General features: G+C 36.5%; 13 protein-coding genes and 4 pseudogenes. 9 read left to right on the top strand and 8 right to left on the bottom strand.

Translation table 11 applies throughout. From position 1 onward, the window contains the following. Nucleotides 1-89 precede the first annotated feature (89 nt). Entirely contained in the window at nucleotides 90-863 is a 774-nt protein-coding gene (locus ACEW80_RS30330) for an SDR family oxidoreductase (RefSeq protein ID WP_373530161.1), read from the top strand. 78 nt (nucleotides 864-941) lie between these two features. Here ACEW80_RS30330 and ACEW80_RS30325 read toward each other — a convergent pair whose 3' ends face one another. The 3 genes and pseudogenes from ACEW80_RS30325 to ACEW80_RS30315 all read right to left on the bottom strand — a co-directional run bounded on the left by ACEW80_RS30325 (nucleotide 942) and on the right by ACEW80_RS30315 (nucleotide 3,310). Next, nucleotides 942-1,367 carry a YidH family protein gene (locus ACEW80_RS30325; protein ID WP_373530160.1) on the bottom strand — a complete coding sequence of 142 codons (426 nt, stop codon included), beginning with the start codon at nucleotides 1,365-1,367 and terminating at the stop codon, nucleotides 942-944. A gap of 429 nt (nucleotides 1,368-1,796) precedes the next feature. After that, a complete protein-coding gene (locus ACEW80_RS30320; RefSeq protein WP_373530159.1) occupies nucleotides 1,797-2,420 on the bottom strand; it encodes a hypothetical protein in 624 nt (207 codons plus the stop codon). Between the two features lie 117 nt (nucleotides 2,421-2,537). After that, nucleotides 2,538-3,310, bottom strand: a pseudogene (locus tag ACEW80_RS30315) (cadmium resistance transporter). Nucleotides 3,311-3,563: 253 nt separating this feature from the next. Between ACEW80_RS30315 and ACEW80_RS30310 the strand changes: the two are divergent. After that, a pseudogene (locus tag ACEW80_RS30310) lies at nucleotides 3,564-4,499 on the top strand (LysR family transcriptional regulator). Between the two features lie 21 nt (nucleotides 4,500-4,520). Here the strand turns inward: ACEW80_RS30310 and ACEW80_RS30305 are convergent. After that, a complete protein-coding gene (locus ACEW80_RS30305; protein WP_373530158.1) occupies nucleotides 4,521-5,198 on the bottom strand; it encodes a cadmium resistance transporter in 678 nt (225 codons plus the stop codon). A gap of 96 nt (nucleotides 5,199-5,294) precedes the next feature. Between ACEW80_RS30305 and ACEW80_RS30300 the strand changes: the two genes are divergently transcribed. From ACEW80_RS30300 to ACEW80_RS30290, 3 genes are all read left to right on the top strand, one after another. After that, nucleotides 5,295-5,954: a cadmium resistance transporter gene (locus ACEW80_RS30300; RefSeq protein ID WP_373530157.1), complete on the top strand. Its 660-nt coding sequence runs from the start codon at nucleotides 5,295-5,297 to the stop codon at nucleotides 5,952-5,954. A gap of 434 nt (nucleotides 5,955-6,388) precedes the next feature. After that, entirely contained in the window at nucleotides 6,389-7,060 is a 672-nt protein-coding gene (locus tag ACEW80_RS30295) for a cadmium resistance transporter (protein WP_373530156.1), read from the top strand. 149 nt (nucleotides 7,061-7,209) lie between these two features. Continuing rightward, nucleotides 7,210-7,788, top strand: coding sequence for a pentapeptide repeat-containing protein (locus tag ACEW80_RS30290; protein WP_373530155.1), 579 nt, complete (start codon nucleotides 7,210-7,212; stop codon nucleotides 7,786-7,788). Between the two features lie 90 nt (nucleotides 7,789-7,878). Here ACEW80_RS30290 and ACEW80_RS30285 read toward each other — a convergent pair whose 3' ends face one another. After that, nucleotides 7,879-8,670, bottom strand: coding sequence for a sulfite exporter TauE/SafE family protein (locus ACEW80_RS30285; RefSeq protein WP_373530154.1), 792 nt, complete (start codon nucleotides 8,668-8,670; stop codon nucleotides 7,879-7,881). 388 nt (nucleotides 8,671-9,058) lie between these two features. Here ACEW80_RS30285 and ACEW80_RS30280 point away from each other — a divergent pair, with 388 nt between their 5' ends. Beyond that, complete coding sequence (locus tag ACEW80_RS30280; RefSeq protein WP_373530153.1) at nucleotides 9,059-9,487, top strand: hypothetical protein; 429 nt, start codon at nucleotides 9,059-9,061, stop codon at nucleotides 9,485-9,487. 284 nt (nucleotides 9,488-9,771) lie between these two features. Here the strand turns inward: ACEW80_RS30280 and ACEW80_RS30275 are convergent. Together ACEW80_RS30275 and ACEW80_RS30270 are read right to left on the bottom strand one after the other, a co-directional pair. Beyond that, a pseudogene (locus tag ACEW80_RS30275) lies at nucleotides 9,772-10,576 on the bottom strand (prohibitin family protein). Between the two features lie 393 nt (nucleotides 10,577-10,969). Continuing rightward, nucleotides 10,970-11,374, bottom strand: a pseudogene (locus ACEW80_RS30270) (hypothetical protein). Between the two features lie 160 nt (nucleotides 11,375-11,534). Here ACEW80_RS30270 and crcB point away from each other — a divergent pair. The 3 genes from crcB to ACEW80_RS30255 all read left to right on the top strand — a co-directional run bounded on the left by crcB (nucleotide 11,535) and on the right by ACEW80_RS30255 (nucleotide 12,682). Continuing rightward, complete coding sequence (gene crcB, locus ACEW80_RS30265; RefSeq protein ID WP_373530152.1) at nucleotides 11,535-11,933, top strand: fluoride efflux transporter CrcB; 399 nt, start codon at nucleotides 11,535-11,537, stop codon at nucleotides 11,931-11,933. A 99-nt stretch (nucleotides 11,934-12,032) separates the two neighbouring features. Beyond that, entirely contained in the window at nucleotides 12,033-12,359 is a 327-nt protein-coding gene (locus ACEW80_RS30260) for a hypothetical protein (RefSeq protein WP_373530151.1), read from the top strand. Then, nucleotides 12,356-12,682 carry a PIN domain-containing protein gene (locus ACEW80_RS30255; protein WP_373530150.1) on the top strand — a complete coding sequence of 109 codons (327 nt, stop codon included), beginning with the start codon at nucleotides 12,356-12,358 and terminating at the stop codon, nucleotides 12,680-12,682. The genes ACEW80_RS30260 and ACEW80_RS30255 overlap by 4 nt, the downstream gene beginning before the upstream one ends. Nucleotides 12,683-12,815: 133 nt before the next feature. Here ACEW80_RS30255 and ACEW80_RS30250 read toward each other — a convergent pair whose 3' ends face one another. Continuing rightward, nucleotides 12,816-13,766, bottom strand: coding sequence for a hypothetical protein (locus tag ACEW80_RS30250; RefSeq protein WP_373530149.1), 951 nt, complete (start codon nucleotides 13,764-13,766; stop codon nucleotides 12,816-12,818). Nucleotides 13,767-13,768: the final 2 nt, after the last annotated feature.

Here is a 13,768-nt window from a genome sequence, read left to right as displayed (position 1 = left end):
ACATTTTTTTTTACTATATGTCTACTGTAATTCGCTTGAGTTCCAAATTATTGGACAATTGACACTGGACTCTTGACATTTGACTAACAATGACCTCCCTACAAAATCAAATCATTTTGATTACTGGTGCAAGCAGTGGTATTGGTGCTGCATGTGCTAAAACATTCGCTGGTGCGGGTGCAAAACTGATTTTAACGGCACGACGTTTAGAACGTTTGCAGCAGCTAGCAGATGCTCTCAGTAAAGAATTTAGTGTTGAAATTCATTTGTTACAGTTAGATGTGTGCGATCGCACTGCTGTTGAATCTGCAATTTCTACTCTACCCCCTTCCTGGTCTGACATTGACATTCTAATTAACAATGCTGGTCTAAGTCGCGGTTTAGACAAGTTGCACGAAGGCAACTTTCAAGACTGGGAAGAAATGATTGATACTAACATTAAGGGTTTACTTTACTTGTCCCGTTATGTTGTTCCTGGAATGGTAAGTCGCGATCGCGGTCATGTGGTAAATTTAGGTTCAATTGCCGGACATCAAACCTATCCTGGCGGTAATGTCTACTGTGCTACGAAAGCTGCGGTAAGGGCAATTTCTGAAGGTTTAAAACAAGACTTGTTAGGTACCCCTGTGCGTGTGACTTCCGTTGATCCGGGGATGGTAGAAACGGAATTTAGCGAGGTGCGCTTTCACGGGAATATTGAACGCGCCAACAAAGTCTATCAGGGAGTTACCCCGCTGACGGCAGATGATGTGGCTGATGTGATATTTTTTTGTGTGACGCGATCGCCTCATGTCAATATTAATGAAGTTGTGCTGATGCCTGTTGACCAAGCTAGTGCTACCCTAGTTAACCGCCAAACATAAAAACATTAACCAAGTAAGAAGGCAAAAGGCAATAGTTCTCCCTATTGCCTTTTAGATCCCCCTGCAAACCTACACCCATTACTCCAGCAAGAAAGTCTGTAAATAATCTAGAGGAACCGTAAAAACATAGTAAATAACTCCTACACCAAGGAGAAGCACAGCTAAACTTGCAAGAAGTATCCAACGGTCTGGAGGTTGATAAGTATCCTCGTCAATGTCTCGGCGAACAGCAAAATAATGTTGAGTTGAAAGTAGCACGCTTAACACACCTACCAACGCGAAAGCTAAACCCAACTTCCAACCATTACCAGGAGGTTGTGGTGCTAATGGAGGGCGGATAATCCGCAACCGCACAATCAAAACACCAAAACCCATGAGCGCAATACCACTCCGCATCCATGCCAAATAAGTACGTTCATTCGCCAAGTGATCCCGAATTCGGTCTGACCTATACTTCTTTTTTTCTAATTTCTTGACTTCTAATTTTTCTGCTTCCGTCTTCATAGTACTTACATCTTCAATTAATTATTCAAAATCTTTAATATTTGATTTATATTTTCTCATAAAAATAGATAAATATATCATAAACTTAAAATAAGATATTACGTTTTTTCAAATAAAAATAGCTATTAGTTAACCTAGTGTTTTGCATAAATTATTTTTATTCAAATTCCAGAACTGATATGTCACTTATAGGTCGGTAAATTCAATATTTTAATAGTATAAAATTAGAAAAAAGAGCCAGATAAATTCTGACTCTTAGTTTTTATTCACGATTCTTGCTTAATTAAGTTATTTAATCAGTGTTAGTACAGTACGGTGTAAATAAAACACTCATTTGAAATGTCTCAAACCTCTGCAAAAAGTTAATTACGTTAGCGAGTAATCGAGCTTCCGTAGGAGTGTTATTACGAATTTTGCAAAGCCATTTACTTAATCGTCAATTTTTGCAGTGGTAATTTTGGCATCAAGTGCAGCTTGTAAATTCTCAGGAATAAACCAGTTATCTTCGCCAGGATTGAGAACTTTGGAAAATGGGACATTAAATTCAATTTCTCCATTTCGGGGGTTAGTTGTAGCAACTAAGCGAGTTCCATGAACAATCTTAAAAGCTTTAGGAAGTGTGGCTCCCTGTTCTTCTGTAGCAGCTTGTCCAGGAATATAAACACCTTCACAGTTCCACTCATCGTCAGTTTCTGCATTACTGGGTAGCAGATATAATTCATTATCGTAGGTTGATGTAGATTTTTTTGGTTTCTCACCGTAGACTAACAGCGTTTTATCTGTTTCATTACGACAAACTCCATAAGAATCTTCACTATTTTCAATGATGTACTTTTGGAACTTTAATTCAGAAATTTCTTGCTTAATCTCTGGTGTCTTTCCTTGAGTTTCTTGATTCTGCAAGGTAGATTCTAATGCTTTGGTAACTTCGATATAGTCTGGATCGGTAGTGTATTTTTTACCTGCCCAAGATGGTTGAGCAATCATCAAATTCGCTAGTAACAATAAGCAAACAAGAGTGATTTTAACAATATTGATTCTGAACAATTTCATGTATTTCTCCTTGTGAAATAGAAATCTTTTTTTGACCAGCTACTAACTACATACATTAAGGTATTATGTCAGCATTTTTTCAGCTATCTGTTGATGTAACTAATGTCTACAGAGAATTCATTTATGCTCTACCCTAGAAAAAATATCAGCTTTCGGTGATTCTAAAGAAAATCCGTAAGTTTCTTGCCATACACTTTTGCCTAGAATTAACAGGTAAGAACCGATACTTACAGAAGTAATGACAACTAAAGATAGAGTTTCTAAAGTCTGGCTTTCCATCAAAATGGAAACACCCAATCCGATTAAAATAAAGGGAATAAGGGAATTACCATAGCGAGTAATTACAGAAGCGATGTCTACGACGGGCTAGCCTACGCACTTACCTGAGTTAGACAATAGGCTGCATAACACCACACACCAACCATAACGAAAAACACTGCCAAAATCACAAGTAAGCTATCCCATCTGCTGGTAGCAAACATCGGCATATAAATACTAATGTTATCACCACCATTAGCGATCGTTACTGCCGCTACACCGTAGGTTTGGGGAGAGAGAAAGTTACACCACCAACCTTGAGAAGGTTCGGGAGTATTTGGATTTTCTCCATCGTCAGTCTCTTGATTGAGTAAACGACTGATACCGATCATGATAGGAACAATACCGAGTAAACCAATCCAGGACGCTGGTAAGATGAACTTGCCAAAAAAGCTAGGTAAGCTTGCAACTACTAAGGCACTAAAACCCAGATATTGACCAATAACGATGTGACGACGGCGAAAGCAAGTATTTATTTGTGAAAAAAACAGCGATAGAACGACAATATCATCAAGATTTGTGGCAGCAAAAGCAGTGAGTCCTGTAGGAATAGCAGTCAGTAATCCGCTCATGTGTGTGTCGTATCTCCGTCAATGGTAGTTACCTCAACCATCTCTGTTAAAAGGCATAGTTTCACTCTATGGCTCCTCATCAATAAAAGCAAACAGTCTTTTTTGTCAAATCCATAGATATAATTTATTGATTCTAGACAACATAGCGTACACGTAATACAGTTACAACTATCTACAGTTTTCCGCTCAGGTTAACGTATAATACTTTAATGATGTTCAAAATTACCATCCTCAAAGCCTGTATATAGCCAAAATGACGCTGGAGCAGTTACGAATTTTTTTAGTCGTTGCAGAAATGTTGCACTTTACCCGCGCAGCTGAAGCACTTTATATCACCCAACCAGCAGTGAGTGCTGCTATTCAAACCTTAGAGACAGAATATGGTGTAAGGTTATTTCATCGGATTAGTCGTCATATTGAAATTACAGATGCTGGTAAATTATTGCAGAGTGAGGCGCAGAAAATTCTTGATCATGTAGAGTTAACAGAACGTGGCTTGAAGGAATTAAATAATTTGCAACGGGGAGAGTTGAAGTTAGGTGCAAGTCTTACAGTTGGTAATTATTGGTTGCCCGAAAAAATAAGCCAGTTTAAGCAGTTATATCCCGGTATTTTTATCAACTGCAAGCTGGGAAATGCTGAAGAAATTTGTGAAGGGACTGCTGTGGGTATGTATGATTTAGGTTTGGTTACAGGGGAGATTAAACCATCATTGCAACACTGTTTAGACAAAGAACAAGTAGGGAGCGATCGCTTGCAAATTGTAGTAAGTAAATCTCACCCTTGATTCCAGCGTACCGAGATTTATGTAGATGAATTACTCAGCACAAGTTGGGTAATGCACGAGTCTGGTTCCGGCGCACAGCAGACGTTTCACCAAGCCTTGCAAAGTTGGGGAATTGAACCCAGCAACCTGGATGTTGTACTTAACTTGAACACTAGCGAAATGGTGAAAGCAGTTGTAGAAACCGGCGTTGGTGCAGCTGCAATTCCAGAATCTATGGTAAAAAAAGAATTGCGACTGGGGACATTACATGCAGTGCGAATTATCGAGTTGCAAAAAAAATCTACGAAGAAATTAGAAATTTTTCAGCCTGTTTGGAAAGTGAAACACCGCCAACGTTTTCATACACGGGTGATGATAGCTTTTGAAAATCTTCTCATGCAAGAGAATGTACAAGTTGCTTAACTTGTCGATAAATTAGTATAGTCAACTATTTTTTTTCACTAAAATCATTAAACAAACACAACTTGCTGCTAGTTTTATTAGGCTTAAAGCTTCAGTTGTTAAAATAATCAATCCACCTAATATTATTAACACAAAAGGTAAAATATAACTACTATATTGACTTAAAATATCTGCAACTTTTGTTTGATAAGTCAATTTATAAGCTAAATAACACCAAACTGCTATTAATATAAAAAATACTCCAATAATAATTAGAAACTTGCCTAAATTACTACTAGCAAATAACGGCACATAGACGCTAATATTATCACTTCCATTAGCGATCGTGATAGCTGCAACGCTGTAAGTTTGGACGTTAAAAAGACTTGTAGCATTTGAATCTTGATATTCTACTGTTGCAACTGCAACCTCTTGAGTTTCGTTTTCTTCTCGATTGATTAAACTGCTGATGCCCATTGATATTGGTATTAATCCCAGCAGTCCAATCCAATTGGGTGGTATGATTAACCCACCGAATAACCCAGGAAGACTGGCAATCACTAACACTGTAAAGCCTAAATATTGACCAGCAACAATGTGTCGATACCTGAAGTTAGAATCTATTTGCGAAAACAGCAGTAATAAAATAACGATATCATCAATATTAGTGGCAATGAAGGCTGAGACTCCAACTAAGAGTGTAGTAATCAACTCACTCATTTCAATATATCCTGATTTGTTTATTAAGTACCTAACTATGATATGCAGCTTAAAATTCTTATTTTATAGGTTAAGCAGTATTTCTGACAACCCTAAATGAGTAAAATTAGTACAACTATTACTGAAGCAATTATTGCCTTTGCCGCCACCAATATTGACGACATTATTATACTACTGCTATTTTTTTCAGAGATAAATACTCAATTTCGCCGTCGGCATATTTTTGTTGGACAGTATCTTGGTTTTTCCGCCATCGTTGTTGCCAGTTTACCAGGTTTCTTTGGAAGTTTATTAGTACCAAGAGCCTGGATAGGATTATTGGGAATTTTGCCAATAGCAATCGGTATCAAGCAATTACTGAATCAAGAAACAGAAAATCCAGAAGTTCAGACTGTTACAACTAATTTAAAGCCATCGACTAATAATAATCCTGTATTAACTTTTATCTTGAGTATTTTAAGTCCCCAAACTTACAAATTTGCGGCAGTTACCTTTGCTAATGGTGGTGATAATATTGGCATTTATATTCCCTTATTCTCTGGTCAAAGTCTTACGAGCTTACTGGTAATACTGATAGTTTTTCTGATTATGACAGGAGTTTGGTATTTTATTGCTTACTTATTAGCTCGTCAAGCCACAATGGTCTATATTTTAACTCGTTATGGTAAAACTGCTGTACCATTTATATTGATTAGCTTAGGTTTCTACATTATGTATGAAAGGGGTACATTTGCCCTATTACCTGGGATAAAATAGATTTTCTGTTATCTATAAAATTTCTAAATCAGTTTTTTTCCTCTGCGATTATTTAAATTCGCTTCAATATCAAGAGCAATAGTACCACTAAACGGAATTTTCAATGGCCCAAAAACCTTTTAATCAGAGTTTTTGGGCTGTTTTGAATGGTAGTTTGATTTTTGCAATTATCCATAAATTTTGTTTATCGTTTTGAAAAGAAAGAATATTTGCTTTTATTGAGTCAAAGGAAATATATTGAGTTCAGACAAGGTTAAAGGATCTTGCTGAGAAAAAATCACTATTTGATTTGATAGCGATCGCCTCTAGAACATCCAAAACTTATCTGTCTGCTGATGCTAGGCAAAACAGTGGAACAAACGCCTAATATACCCTCAACTTTAAAATTAGAGAGGGACTAGAAAACCAGAATTAAATCATTGCGAGCAACAAACATGAGTTGGTTAATTGGTACTCTAATTATCGGAATTTCTGCTGCTTTTGCAACTACCTTTGATGATAATTTGTATTTGACGGCATTCTTTGGAAAAGTTAATCATACCTTTCGTCCCAAACACATTATTATCGGTGAATTTCTGGGATTCACTGCTTTGGTATTTGCCAGTCTTCCTGGGTTTTTCGGTGGTCTAATCATTCCACATACCTGGATTGGATTACTAGGTTTTCTTCCAATCGCTATTGGTATTAATCATCTCATGACTAGAGAAAATGAGGAAGAGGCAGTACAAGCTGTATCAATTAACTTAAATCATGTAAAACCTCAGCGCCAGAAAAAATCGCTATTGGCGACTATCCGCGACCCTCAAACCTATCGCGTTTCTGCTGTCACCATTGCCAATGGAGGAAATAATATTGGTATCTACGTGCCGTTATTTGCTAGTAGCAATCTTCCAAGTTTAGGAGTAATTTTGTCTGTTTGCTACTTAACAGTTGGGCTGTGGTGTTTTCTATCTTACAACCTGACTCGTAACCCTCTAATGGCTCCCGTTCTAGCTCGCTATGGTCGGAAAATCTTTCCCTTCGTATTAATCTGGTTGGGACTCTCCATTCTGATGAAGAGTGAAACGTATCTACTGTTACCTAGCATTGGAATGTTTTCTAATTAAGCGTAAAAGCACCTACGCGTTTTAGTCGGAAACTCACTACTTTTACTAAAGTAACTAGCAAAACTAAAAACGTCAGGATTCAAAAAATAGCTTATGAGTTTTAATGTTTTGCTATTGTTTTAACTACAAATAATCACAAGGAGAAACTAATGAATATACCCAATTCCAAAAAAATCACTTCCTGGATTTTAACTGCTGCATTTCTAGCATTTGCAATGGTATTTTCTCTGCTTGACCAGCCCAGCGCTCTAGCTCAACAAACATCATTGATACCTACCGAATCTACATCTGTTCCAGTAGCGTTAACTACGGAGTCGATAACAGCAAACGTTAGACGTTTATTAGAAACCAATGAATGTGTCGGGTGCAATCTGAGTGGGGTATCCTTTGAGGATGCAAACCTACAAGCCGCTAACTTGGAGGGTGCGAACTTGCAAGATGCAAAATTAGAAAAGGCTAATTTACAGGGAATAAACCTAAAATCAGCAAACTTGCAGGGAGTAGATTTAGGCAAAGCAAACATAGCACAAGCAAACCTGCAAGAAGCAAATCTATTTGATGCTGACTTAGAAAAAGCTAACTTAGAAGGGGCAAATCTACAAGGAGCAAATCTGCAAAAAGCAGACTTGCAGAAAACAAATCTCACAAATGCAAATATAGAGGGAGCTAACTTGCAAGGGGCTGATTTTGAAGATGCCATCGGACTTGTTGGAATTACGATTCATTAACTAACAGTAGTAACGCACCCTGAAGACGAAGATGGTGCGTTACTACTTTTATAATTTGCTTTTTTTGCCTCCTTCAATATTTGATATTCTCTAATAAACTAGCTTTAAGCTCACTATCATTAATATAAAATAAATCATAAACCGCAATGGTTTTTGGGGTGCAAATTTGCAGATTTTAGCCCCTACTAATACTCCTGGTACTGAGCCAAGCCATATTGGTAAAACTAAGCTCCAATCAACTGTCCCCAAGGTGAGGTGTCCAAGCGCAGTAAATACTAATAGAATTGCTGCCTGGGAAATATCTGTACCAACTAATTTCTTTGCATCCAAGCGGAAAAATGCAATCAGTACTAAGGCAAACATTGAACCGGAAGCGACGCTTGTTAGACCTACAACACAACCTAAAAATGCTCCTACACTTATCGTCTGCAAGCATCCTAGTTGAGTTGTTAAATCAAATTTGGGGATTTCAGGTAATTGTAACTGTGGGAAGAAAATTAACAGCAGCATTTGCACTAAGGCCAAAACTGTAACCAACAGAATAGTTACACCCAGCAAGTGCAACATGATGTTGTTCAAGTTATGCTCTCCATTCTGTTTAATCAGGTGCAGTATTGCTACCCCGAACAGAGAACCAGGAACGCTTCCCAAAGCTAGCCATTTTACTACCTCTACATCAAGAGTTTGCTGCTGCCAGTGTTTGATACTACCAACGACTTTCATGAGTGTAGCAGCAACAACATCAGAACTTACTGCGATCGCAGGTGGTACTTGAAAAACAAAAATCAACATCGGCGTGATCAAAGAAGCGCCACCAATTCCTGTTAGACCAACAACAATACCAACTATAAAGCTGAAGAAAGGCAACAATAAAAAGTCCATACTCCTGTCCTTAACCGGGGTTTTGTAAATGCGGCTTTCTTTAGCTGAAACTAAAAGACTGGTTGTAAAGCCTTTGTGCAGACCGTCTCACGAACTTCAACTTTTCACCAACTGCTAAAAATCTCCTAGTAAATACTAAAATCCCATCAACTTACCGTATTTTAAACTTAAAAATAGTAAAAGTCCAGTTCGGTGTGGGGTGTTACAAAAACTCTGTATATCTTTACACAAAAAAGTTAGGCTATTTCCTTAGGAAAGCCTTGCTAAAATTTATATCTATACTTCAGTGCTATTGGCTGGACACGCCTCTATTTAGGAGTTCATTTTCCTAGACTTTTATGATTTTTAGGTTTAAAATACGATAAATCGATAAAATTACTGTACTATCATGATTGACATCCAAAAAAATGGTCAAGAGTTGTTGTCACAAATTACAGAGAATTTACCTAAAACACCATTGCAAAAGATTAGAGGTGGATTTTTCTTAGTTATCGGATATTTGTTATCACCATTATGCTGGTGGAATGACTTGGTATTCAATTTACCAATTGCTTATTTATTTGGTTATATCTGTAGTCTTTTTGCTCCTAAATTACTTGTGCCCTGTATCATAATCGGTTACTGGTTATCTAATATTATTGGTATTCTCTTGATGCAAGCGGGTGCAATGGATGTTTTACAAAAACAACCCAAAGAGCGCAACTTAAAAAAAGAATTATTTACAGGCTTAGTTTCTTCAACTGCGTATACTCTTTTAATTTTGGCGTTAATCCAGTTTAAAATTATCGATACTCCTCATTTCTTCTCTGCTAGTTAGCCAAAAACTAAGGAGCATCCACTTTGGGAAAAAACATTACCGCAAAAAGGGTGCGTAAATCAAAATTGCGTAGTTTACCGCCGTAGGTATCGCACTGCACTGATTGTCGGTGACGTTTACTAAGTAAAATATTTTATTAATTCGTAGCTAATTCAATTAAGTAAAACTTCGCGTTACTTTGCGTTATTCTGCGTTTCAAAACGTTACGATTTTATGCAAAGCTGTAGACGCTGGTTCATCCTAGCTCTTGCAGGAATGAGTTTTACCCTCGTCTTACTGTAAAATTACTTTAATTTTAAAAGCTCAGTCAGGTTTAAAAGTCTAGGAGCATCCTTAGTCATAATTAAAGGTAATTTACCATCCCATTTTTCTATTGCCTGTCTTTCTAAAATTTCATTAGTCAAACTATCATGTAGTAATCTGTTTACTTCTGCTTCTCCTTTAGCTAAATTGACCTTAGTCTCTGCTTCTTTTTCCGCTTTCAATGCAACAAAATCTGCTTGTTTTGCATCTTGTTGTGCAATCTGTTTTGCCTCTACTGCTTCACTAAACTTAGGTGAAAAGTTAACATTAACTAGTGAAATATCGTCAACTCCAAGATGATAATTATGCAATTTTGTTGTCAATAAACTATCAAATCCCGATTTTACTTCTCCTCGTTTTGTGACTATTTCTTCGGCTGTATATTTTGCTATAACTGCTTTTAAAACTTCTTCTACGGCAGGATTAATTAGTTTTTCAACTACGTCTTTTTCATCACCAATATCTTGAAAAACTACATTTGTTTGTTCAGATAGAATATGCCAGTTTAATGCCACATCTGTAAATATATCTTGCAAATCTTTAGAATAAGCTTCAGAAACAATTTCTTGTTTTTGAACCCTCACACTAATTTTTTTTCACTGTATTAACAATAGGAATTATCATATGTATCCCCTCGCCAAGTACTGTTTTTTGTACTCTGCCAAACTGCATTAATACACCTCGTTCTCCTGGATTTATCACTATAAAAGGTGTCAACAAAATTGTGATTAAAAATAAAAGCGCAGTTAGTTTACCCGCACCATTTGTAAACTTGATTTGTTTCATATTTAGCAAAATAACTGTTATTCTGTAAAATTTATTAATAAATATTTATTCATACTACATTAAATTGATAGGAATAAGCTAGTTAACAACTAATGTATATGAGTATGTCATAGTTTTATCTGCAAAACAAGCTGCCAATAGTGAGAGATGGTATCACAAAAAGTTCCGCAACTGCGACCACTGGTGAACGTGCGAACGGGATATCTGACTTTTATAAAATTCGCGGCTACACAAACAAAGCCCACCTTTCCTTCCCTACGGGAGGTTGCGCGAACAGAACGCTACGCGAACGTGGACTAAGAGAAAATTAAGTTTTTTAACCTATAGAGGTGGGTTTTGCCTGTGTAGACCAGGTTTCTAACCGCCCTTGTAACTGCGATCGCATCACCCTATTTAACGAGAGTAAGGGTTATTGAAGGCTTCTAAAGCAGCAATAGCCGCCTTTTGCAGGCGAAAGCTGAAGTCTACTAAATCTTTCATCATTAAGTGCCAGTTTCTCTCAGCTTCGTCCTGAATTATTGCCCAAGAGTCTTCTAAGCGATCGCGTTCTATGAGTTTCCTCCCTTCAATTAATTCCCGTGCTTGTCGCACAGCCTTCAAATATGTTTCACCCGTAAGAGTACCTGCTGAATAAGTCTCAGCTTGGGCGCGTCTTTTTAGCGCCTCAATCAGCGCTTTTGTTTCGCGCTTCACCTCATCAGTTTCGCCAGCAATTTCAGTTTCTACTAATTTGTCAGTTTAAGAACTAATTTCTACAATTACTATGGGTTCAAAGGATTCGATATTGTTAGCATTCATAGATAAACATCCTTAATTGCAAAGCTTACTCTTGGATGAAAACAGCACTCTTATATTATAATGCGTAGACGGGTAGCCATTTGTTGTTAGACATCACTTGACTTGTTAACACTTGACCAAGTTAAATCACACAAGGAGATGATTCGACAAAAAATTGAATATGCTACAACAAGAAGAAATTCGCAATCCGATCGCTATTAGTTTAGGTGCGATCGCAGGTGCTTTAAGTCGCTACTATCTGACATTATGGTTTGCCCAACGCTTCGGCAACAGTTTTCCTTATGGTACTTTTTTTATTAATCTTAGCGGTTGTTTAGCAATGGGATTTTTCGCTACCCTAGCTGTAGAGAAGGTAGCAATTATTTCCCCAGAAATGCGGTTATTAGTAGCAACAGGCTTTTTAGGAGCATATACAACTTTTTCTACCTACGGTTTAGATACTATTTCCTTATTAAGTAATAGCACTTTGTTAACAACAGCTATCTACTGGGCTGGCAGCGCCATCATCGGAATTATCAGCGTTCAGTTAGGGGTAATTCTGGCCAGATTGTGGAGGTAGATAAATCAGGGAGATATATAAGAAGGTAGTATAAAAATATTCAAAGTCAGAAAATCATTTTGCCAAACTTACCCAAAAAGCTAAGTTTACAACCACTACGTGAAAGCGATCGCACAACAGACTTGGTTATTTTCTATATTTAATCAAATGCCAGAGAGCGAGAGTATGCGAATTATTAAAATACGTTCTTATGTAGGTGAAGACGGAATATTACATCTAGATATTCCTGTAGAAATGAAAGAAACTGAATTAGAAGTAACTATGACATTAAAACCCATAAAAAAACAACCTGCTTCTTTAGAAGAGGAAGAACTAAGGCAATTACAATGGTATGAGTTTATTGATAAAACTTATGGCTGTTTAGCAGATGACCCAATCATAAGACATTCTCAAGGAGAATATGAACAACGAGAATCAATAGAATGATTTATTTGTTAGATACTAATGCCTGTATTATTTATATTAATGGTAGAAATATAAATTTACGGCGCAGATTAGAAAACAACTCGGATTTAGATATTGTTATTTGTTCTATTGTTAAAGCTGAATTATTTTATGGTGCAAAGAGAAGTAATAATCCAGTTCGCAGTCTAGCTTTACAAAAAGTATTTTTGAGTAGATTTACTTCATTACCATTTGATGATATTGCAGCAGAAATATTTGGCGATATCTGCTCTCACCTGGCTAATTTGGGAACTACTATTGGCACTTATTGCAAATTGCAGCGATCGCTTTGGCAAATAATCTGATTTTAGTAACTCATAATGTAGATGAGTTTAGCCGTGTACAAGAGTTACAGCTTGAGGGTTGGGAAGCAGAAGGATAAGTATTTTATTGTGATTAGAGTTAAGAATGACCCACAGTAGACTACAACAATAGCTATTAAGCAAATTCTCTTAAGATTTTAAAAAAGCAAGGAATATGATATTTAGTATGATTACTTTGTTCTGAATAAAATCTTCCTATTTCTAACAAGAGTTGATCTTTAAATGTCTGAACTGAAGAAGTCCAGTCACTTGGTGGTTGAATTTGGTTCCAATAATACTTAGCTTTTTTGAGTGTCAATAAAGCTAAAATTAACTCATTCTTTTGCGTATCATTTTGAGCATTTTGAAACTGTTCTCTCCATGAATCTCTCAATTTATCTATTGCAGTACAATCTAATCCAGAGAAATGACTAATGCGATTAGATACTTTTGATAAATTACTTTTTAAATCATAATCAGTAATTATAGTATCTGCCATAGTCAGATAAATATTTCTAAGTACTAGAGAACTACTATTATAAACTGTAGAAAAACTATCAAATATTGGTTGTAGTTCAGGTATGATAAAATATGCTTCTTTATGTATTAAACCCGTAACCCATATACGATGCTGTTTTGCATTTTCTTCATTTATATTGAGTTTTGTATAAAGATCACAGAAAATTGCTTCTGTATCTGAAAAACTATAACTATATTCTTTTGCTATATTTTGTGTTTGTAAATCAACATCTACAATTGCAAAAAGTTTTTCTAAACTTAAATAAGAGTTATCCTTATTTTCATCATGCAACTTTGAAAGAGTAAAATATGTATCTAATACATCTTTACGATCTCCGCAGTTAAAAAACTCTGGTCGATATTGACTCCATAATTTTGGAACACACGCCTTGTAAAAGTTAGCATCTGGCATCTGTTCCATCTTGCTATATGACTGAGGTGACGGTCTGCCTTCAGTGTCCCAGATACCACCTTCGCCTTCGCACAGTACAACGATCTTATTTTTAATTCTACGAGAGCTAATGATTATTTCACAATGTTGTATTAGTTCTTCTGGGTTAAGACTCATAT

It is taken from the genome of Nostoc sp. (assembly GCF_041747015.1).
Lineage (GTDB): Bacteria > Cyanobacteriota > Cyanobacteriia > Cyanobacteriales > Nostocaceae > Nostoc.
Note: the sequence above shows the minus strand (reverse complement) of the source record. Positions and strands in the feature narration are given on the sequence as shown.

Bases quoted from the DNA above. Each gene is read 5' to 3' on its own strand.
- ACEW80_RS30325 (WP_373530160.1), bottom strand. From the start codon at position 1,367: ATGAAGACGGAAGCAGAAAAATTAGAAGTCAAGAAATTAGAAAAAAAG.
- ACEW80_RS30255 (WP_373530150.1), top strand. From the start codon at position 12,356: ATGATTTATTTGTTAGATACTAATGCCTGTATTATTTATATTAATGGT.
- ACEW80_RS30305 (WP_373530158.1), bottom strand. From the start codon at position 5,198: ATGAGTGAGTTGATTACTACACTCTTAGTTGGAGTCTCAGCCTTCATT.
- ACEW80_RS30290 (WP_373530155.1), top strand. From the start codon at position 7,210: ATGAATATACCCAATTCCAAAAAAATCACTTCCTGGATTTTAACTGCT.
- ACEW80_RS30320 (WP_373530159.1), bottom strand. From the start codon at position 2,420: ATGAAATTGTTCAGAATCAATATTGTTAAAATCACTCTTGTTTGCTTA.
- ACEW80_RS30250 (WP_373530149.1), bottom strand. From the start codon at position 13,766: ATGAGTCTTAACCCAGAAGAACTAATACAACATTGTGAAATAATCATT.
- ACEW80_RS30280 (WP_373530153.1), top strand. From the start codon at position 9,059: ATGATTGACATCCAAAAAAATGGTCAAGAGTTGTTGTCACAAATTACA.
- crcB (WP_373530152.1), top strand. From the start codon at position 11,535: ATGCTACAACAAGAAGAAATTCGCAATCCGATCGCTATTAGTTTAGGT.
- ACEW80_RS30300 (WP_373530157.1), top strand. From the start codon at position 5,295: ATGAGTAAAATTAGTACAACTATTACTGAAGCAATTATTGCCTTTGCC.
- ACEW80_RS30330 (WP_373530161.1), top strand. From the start codon at position 90: ATGACCTCCCTACAAAATCAAATCATTTTGATTACTGGTGCAAGCAGT.
- ACEW80_RS30285 (WP_373530154.1), bottom strand. From the start codon at position 8,670: ATGGACTTTTTATTGTTGCCTTTCTTCAGCTTTATAGTTGGTATTGTT.
- ACEW80_RS30295 (WP_373530156.1), top strand. From the start codon at position 6,389: ATGAGTTGGTTAATTGGTACTCTAATTATCGGAATTTCTGCTGCTTTT.